Raw genomic sequence first — 6,609 nt, 5'->3', positions numbered from 1 at the left:
TCGTTTTTGTTCAACCACCCAATTATTCGTATTACAGGAATTCTAACGGCATATGTAGCAGGAGGGCCGGATATAGTCATCGCAGCCACACCATCATCAAAAAAGTCGCTTTTTGACGAATACATCTGATCTTCTGGACGGAAATAAACCGCATTGTTGCGAACGGCATCCACAGCCATTTTCATTGCTTTTTTCCAGCCATCCGAATTGATGAGCACCTTCTTCCCCTTCGGATCGAAAAGCTTTAAGCCTGAAGTATCGGCGATATCGAACATCAAATTGCCTGCATGGCCATTCGAAAAGTACAAGCCATGCACAGGACGGTTTCCATTTTTAACATTAGAAAATCTCGCTGCTAATTGCAGCACCTCTTCCCAGGTCATCTTGTTCGTCGGCGGATCAATTTGATTTTCCTTGAACAATTTTGTGTTATAGTACAGAGCTCCAATGCTTACTTGTGGAGCCAGCCCATACAGCTTCCCGTTGCCCAGATTTTTGATCGAATCGATAAGTCCCGGCATGAACTCCTCGATATTATAGCCGTCCTGCCGGATGGCTTCTTCAATGTCATAGAGTTTGCCGTCGGTGGCGAACTGCTTGAACATTCCGCTGTCCAGCATATATACATCTGCGTCCGTTTTTTCGAGCAGCTTCTTTACTTCCGCCTCGTATTCATCCGCGTGAATCATCTTCCCGAGATTTTTGAGCACCTGAACCTGCGGAATGACTTCGACTTCAATCTGCGGATATTTCATATTGAAGTACTTTCCGTAATCGCGGTAAAATGCGTCCTCATCTTGATAGACCAGCTTGATCTTGCTTGGCTTAATCGGTTCCAGTACTTCCTTCTTCCCCATGCAGCCGCCTATGAATGACATGACCAATACGAGTAGAACTGCAATTCTCCAACCTTTGTTCATATTTCTTACTCCCCCTCTCCATCTCCGTTTTTCTCCATTTCTGTTCTTTTCCTCGGGGCAGGAAATCGTCTCAGTTTTACTCTCCCAAGAAGCTTTCCTAATATATAACAATCCGGATCATGTGAAATGTGACGCATTCCGAAATTTATCGGGACAGAGAAGTACCCTGATCGGTGATCTGTGCACTTAACGCAAGTCAGTGGCACGTCATTCGGATGTTAATCTCAAAAAATAAGAAATAAAAAAAATCCGTCAAAGTCTGGACTTTAACGGATTTTTGGACATTCAGATCAGTTCTTGTACAAATTTGTGCATTCATTTGTAATTCTATTTTTAGACCGATAACGTCTAATAACACGCCAATCATGCTAGGCCATCTGTTAAAATATACACAGCGTTCTTATCGGCATCCAATGCTGCTCTCATTATCGTTTCTTTGCCTTTAACGAAACTGTAATCTTTATTTGTGTTGTCCCATTTCACTTCATATTCCGCAATATCGATATTGAATAATTCCTTGGCAAGTGGAGCGACCACTTCCTTTGCATCTTTTGCCGTAATCCTTTGGTCGGTCGTTTCTTTTTTTCTTGTATTATGAAATACGTTCACAATCTTTCCCTTTTTTGCATCCATCTCAAGAGATACATCGTTATCCTTAAGTATCAACCTATGGTAATTTTCTCCGCTAGAAACAAGCAACGCCTCTGTTACATTCAAATCATGATCGAAAGCCGTTTTCATCGTTTTTGCTGCTGTTTCCAGCCATTTCGAATCGAGTTCTTTCTTGGCAAGCTTTATTGTAACCTCACTGACAAAATCTGTTCCACTCCTCCATACTGCCTGAAAACCTTTCCCTGTCAAGGCATACGCAAAATGATCTTTTAGTTTCTCTTTTTTTCCATCATAAGGCCGCATTAGAATCGCTTCTTTATCAAGGACGTATGTTTTCTTTTCGTATGCCTTTTTCAGTGCTTTCAGCACCTTCTCCTGAGTCTCTTTGCTAATTTTATCAAGTGGAACCGCTCCGTCTATCGACCATACTCCTTCTTTATCATTAAAGTAGACAGTGTACTTACCATCTACCGATGTAACTTTCGCCTCTGAACCGCCCAATGACTCGGCAACATTCTGCAGCTTAATCTCTTTCCCAGCAAATTGATTTACCGCTTTTTGCAATTTGACGGCCATCGTTTTGTCAATTTGAACCTTCTTATTATTCGTTTGCTCCTGCTCATGCGCTGACTCAGCTCCTGCAGGAATTGGGCCTGCCACTGTAACCAGCATACTCGACACGATTATAGCTGCTAGAATTGTTTTGTTTGCATTCATTTTATTTCCTCCAAAGTTTCATATTTAAACCTCCCTTTTATGCTAACATTGAGCATCTAATACACAACTTAACATTCAATGAATAAAATTTAAGAATAAAATAAGAAATAAATTGCCACAATTCGTCATTTATTTCCCATTTTTGCCGTGCAATCGTTTATCTTCTTGTAGTTCATGCGCAACCCGAAGCGCTTCTTGGCCCTTCATCTGCAGTTCATTCACCGCCTCATCCACCGATTTCTCATTGTCAATAATGGCCTGCAGCGCCTCATTCAGCATTGGCCGGAAAGAACTGCTATAGTCATCAGGAACGTTATTGTTGCCCCACAGCGCATCAAATACGGACAGTTCCTTCGGTTTCAATGTATAGAATGCTCCCGTGCTTCTGCCGTCCAATTCCTTGAAATAATCCGGTCTGGAAGGAATGGTAGGGATCATGCCAACAGTCGTACGAGATGCCACCTTGGCCATTTCCGTTCCGTTTATAAATTTGACCAGTTCCCACGCGGCCTCCTTATTGTCGGAGTCAGCTGCGATCGCATAAATTTCGCGAATGGTTATATTTCCGGTTTCATCGGGTGTCGCAGGATCGACCGGAGTTGTCACGACATCCCAATTGATTTTCTCTGCTTTCTTATCCCTTAAATGCTCCAAATCCCACGGTGTTCCCAGCTTCATTGCAGCCTGACCTGTGAAGAAGAGTCCTTTCCCCGGTTCAATGGGCTGAGGATCTTTCGTCGCCGGTCGAGTATACAGTGCCTTGCTCCGCACCGCATCCGTCGCCTGCTGGATGGCCTCCTTCCAACCCTCCGAGTTGATCAACAGCTGCTCTCCCTTGGCATCGAACATCCTCAAGCCAGTTGAGGAAGCAATCGAATACATCATGCTGTCTGCTCCGCCATATTCTTGGGCTAACGCATACAAAGGCTTATCTTTACTACCGGCATTCGCTACTCTCGCGGCCAGTTCGAAAAATTCCTTCCAGCTCATTTGATTTCGAGGAGGCTCAATATTGTGCTCCTTGAATAAATCACGATTGTAGTATAATACAGTGGTATCTATAGTGGGGGAGAGTCCGTACAGTGTCCCCTTGCCCATTGCTTTGAGCCTGTCGGTAAGACCTGGCATGAACCCTTCTACATCATAACGATCTCGCTTAATGACTCCATCAATCGCATACAGCTTGCCGCCTTGGGCAAATTCTTTGAACGATGTCTCATCCAGCAGCAATACATCGGGCTTATACTTGTCCAGCAGTTTCTGCGACTCTGTCTCAAAATCAAAATCAGGATCTCCGAACTTGGAGTACAACTCCGATTTACTCACCACTTCAACATTAATATCAGGCTGCTTCAGTTTGAACAGTTGTCCATAATCACGATTGAATGCACTTTCATCCTGATAGACGACTCTAATTGTACCTTTGACCTTATTGACGGACTCTCGTTCCGATTCTCTACCAAAACAACCACTTACCAATGACATCATAATGAGAAGCATTATCCCCATTTTCCAGCTAGTTCGTACTTGCAATTCCCTCTCCCCTTGCTTCGTTATGTATATAGCTCTGCATATCCGGGAACCAGAATTGAGATTCCCTTACGATTTCTTCGCTGCCGCTTCACGCGCTTTTATTAATGCTTGCTGCCCCTTCATTTCCAGCTCTGCGAGGGCTTCATCTATCGTTTTCTGTTTATCTATGATCGCTTGCATTGCTTCTGATAATAACGGGTCGAACAGGTCATTAAACCCGTGAGGAATGTTCTTATCTTCCAGCAGTCCATTACCTTGTTTCGGCTTCAACAGATAGAATGGCTCCGTGCTTCTGCCTTCCAGATCCTTAAAATAGCCTGTACGCGTAGGCAGCTTCCCGTTATTCCCCAGCGTGGCGACCTGAGCCATGTCCGTTCCATTTATGAATTGGATAAATTCCCATGCTGCCCGCTTATTTTCAGAATTTGCGGATATCGCATAAATTTCTGACAAATGCACATAGGCAGATTCATTCGGGTTGGCCGGATCGACTGGTGTCGTAACAATACCCCAATCGATCTTCGGCGTTTTTTCATACATCGGAACTTCTTTCAAACGAACAGTGAACCAGGACTCTTGAAATGTCATCGCGGCTTTTTCTTGATGAAAAGGCTCGTAAAAACGATCCCTGCGCTCATTGTTTGCGTCTTGCTCTGGTATGTACACGGACTTATTGCGGATTGCATCCGCAGTCAACGTTATAGCTTCCTTCCAGCCCTCGGATTGAATCAGCAGTTTCTCTCCTTTATTGTCAACCAGACGGAGCCCAGAGGCAGCCGCAATATCATACAACAGCTTCTCCGGTTTCTCCGTTTGATACAGTCCATATATGCCTTCGTTCGCAAATCTGCCCGCTAGATCCAACAATTCTTTCCAGCTCATTTGATCTCGCGGCGGTTTGATATTGTATTGTTTGAACAGTCCACGATTGTAATACAACACAGGTGTTTCGAAATAAGGCGCCAATCCGAACAGCTTCCCGTTCCCCTTCTCTTTCAGCCTATCGATAAGCCCTGGCATGAATCCGTCAATATCATATTTATCCTGGTTAATGACCATATCGAGGTCATACAGCCTCCCATCCTGGGCAAAGGCTTCGAACATGCTTTCATTCAACAGCAATACATCAGGCTTATACTTCTCTATTACTCTCTTCTTTTCTTCATTTAATTCAAAGGAAGAATTCTGCTCGGATTGTTCAAATAACTCATCCTGAGCAATCACTTCAACTTCAATATCCGGATATTTCATTAGAAATAAATTCCCATAATCCCGATTGAATGATTCCTCATCCTTATATACGATCTTAAGCTTCCCTTTGCCGTCTTTCAGCGGCGCCATCTCTGAATTTCCGCCAAAGCATCCGCCCAATAGTGACATGATTGTCAGCAATAGGAGTACAAGTTTATATTTACTATGCATAATTCGCTCGCTTTCCCCTTTTTATTGTCGTTCGGACATGATGTATATGTGGAGTACATTGCCTTATCGCTACCTATCAACGATTCCTTATTTTCCAGTTTCGCTGCGTGCCTGCATCAGCACCGCTTGTCCTTTTTCCTCCAACACGGCGGCTGCTTCATCAACCGTTTTTCGATTCTCAATCACAGCCTGCATTTCTGCTCGCAGCGGCTCTACGAACATGCGGAAAAAGGGCTCCGGAACATGAGCGTTCCCCCATTTTTTCGCTGTTTCCCTCACTTTTAGCATATAGAAGGCTTCTAGACTTTTTCCGTCGTATTCCTTCAAAAATCCTGTCCGCGACGGCAATGTCCCGTTATATGTTTTGGACTTGGATTTCGCCATGTCTGCACCGTTTACGAACTTGACCAGCTCCCAAGCTGCCCGCTTATTGGAAGAAGCGGCTGATATGGCGAAGATTTCACGTGAAGTTATATTCACGGACTCATCATTTGAATGCACGGGCATGGTTGCGATGCCCCAACTCATTTGGATACCGTTCTGCTTGAGCGACAGCATGAGATCTGGCGAACCAAATATCATGGCCGCTTCTTTGTTCATAAAATGTTTGTTGCTGCCATTCGAATTTAGAATCACCGACCCGCTGCGGACTCCTTCCGTGACGAGCTTCATGACGCTTTTCCAGCCGTCCGTATTGATGAGCACTTGTTCTGCCTTCTCGTCGAATAGCTGTAATCCAGAATCGAAGCCGATATTCAGTACCTCTCGTCCGGGATCGGAATAAGTTTCCTCCAAGCCGTACACGTGTCGGCCGCCACTGCCTTGACCCATAAATCTGTCAGCCAGCTCCAATAGCTCCTGCCAGGACATTTTATTTTTCGGCGGTTCTACCTGATATTCCTTGAACAAATCCTCGTTGTAATACAGGGCATGTAAGGTGACGTGCGGCACAAGACCATACAAATCACCCTTGCCTAACGCTTTGAGCTTGTCGATGAGTCCAGGCATAAACCCATTCAGATCGAAGCTATCTTGATGAATGGCTGTCTCCAGGTTATACAGCTTGCCTTCCTCAACGAAGGCTTTGAACATTTGCTCATCTAACAGCAATACATCAGGATTGTATGTATTCAGAAACTTCCTAGTCGCTTCCTCATAATCATTGACATTATTAAATTCGGTAATGAGCTTCGACTTGCTGATCACTTCCACGTCGATTTGTGGAAATTGTAATTTGAAGTATTTCCCGTAATCCTCATAGAATGATTCCTCATCGAGATAGACGACCTTGATTGTGCCAGCCTGAAGTGGCTCGAGCTTTTCTTTTTGTTCGGCGCAGCTGCTCAGCAGGGATAAAATCGTCAGCATGAAAATTCCCGTTCTCCATACCTTTTTCATAGATATT

Annotated in this window: 5 protein-coding genes; all 5 read right to left on the bottom strand. The window is 44.3% G+C overall.

All coding sequences use genetic code 11. The features are described from left to right. Positions 1–920, bottom strand: a 920-nt coding sequence (locus tag PBN151_RS17370) for an ABC transporter substrate-binding protein (RefSeq protein ID WP_072730001.1), incomplete at its 3' end; no start/stop codon positions are given. Between the two features lie 363 nt (positions 921–1,283). Further along, complete coding sequence (locus PBN151_RS17365) at positions 1,284–2,249, bottom strand: hypothetical protein (RefSeq protein ID WP_072730000.1); 966 nt, start codon at positions 2,247–2,249, stop codon at positions 1,284–1,286. Positions 2,250–2,378: 129 nt separating this feature from the next. After that, complete coding sequence (locus tag PBN151_RS17360) at positions 2,379–3,758, bottom strand: extracellular solute-binding protein (RefSeq protein ID WP_072729999.1); 1,380 nt, start codon at positions 3,756–3,758, stop codon at positions 2,379–2,381. 90 nt (positions 3,759–3,848) lie between these two features. Beyond that, positions 3,849–5,204 (bottom strand): ABC transporter substrate-binding protein, encoded by a 1,356-nt coding sequence (locus PBN151_RS17355; RefSeq protein ID WP_072729998.1) that lies wholly within the window; start codon positions 5,202–5,204, stop codon positions 3,849–3,851. Positions 5,205–5,291: 87 nt separating this feature from the next. Beyond that, positions 5,292–6,602, bottom strand: a complete 1,311-nt coding sequence (locus PBN151_RS17350) for an ABC transporter substrate-binding protein (RefSeq protein ID WP_072729997.1) — start codon at positions 6,600–6,602, stop codon at positions 5,292–5,294. Positions 6,603–6,609: the final 7 nt, after the last annotated feature.

This window comes from Paenibacillus sp. NAIST15-1 (genome assembly GCF_001894745.1).
Classification (GTDB): Bacteria; Bacillota; Bacilli; order Paenibacillales; family Paenibacillaceae; genus Paenibacillus_B; species Paenibacillus_B suaedae.
This window is presented reverse-complemented; position numbering and strand designations above follow the sequence as displayed.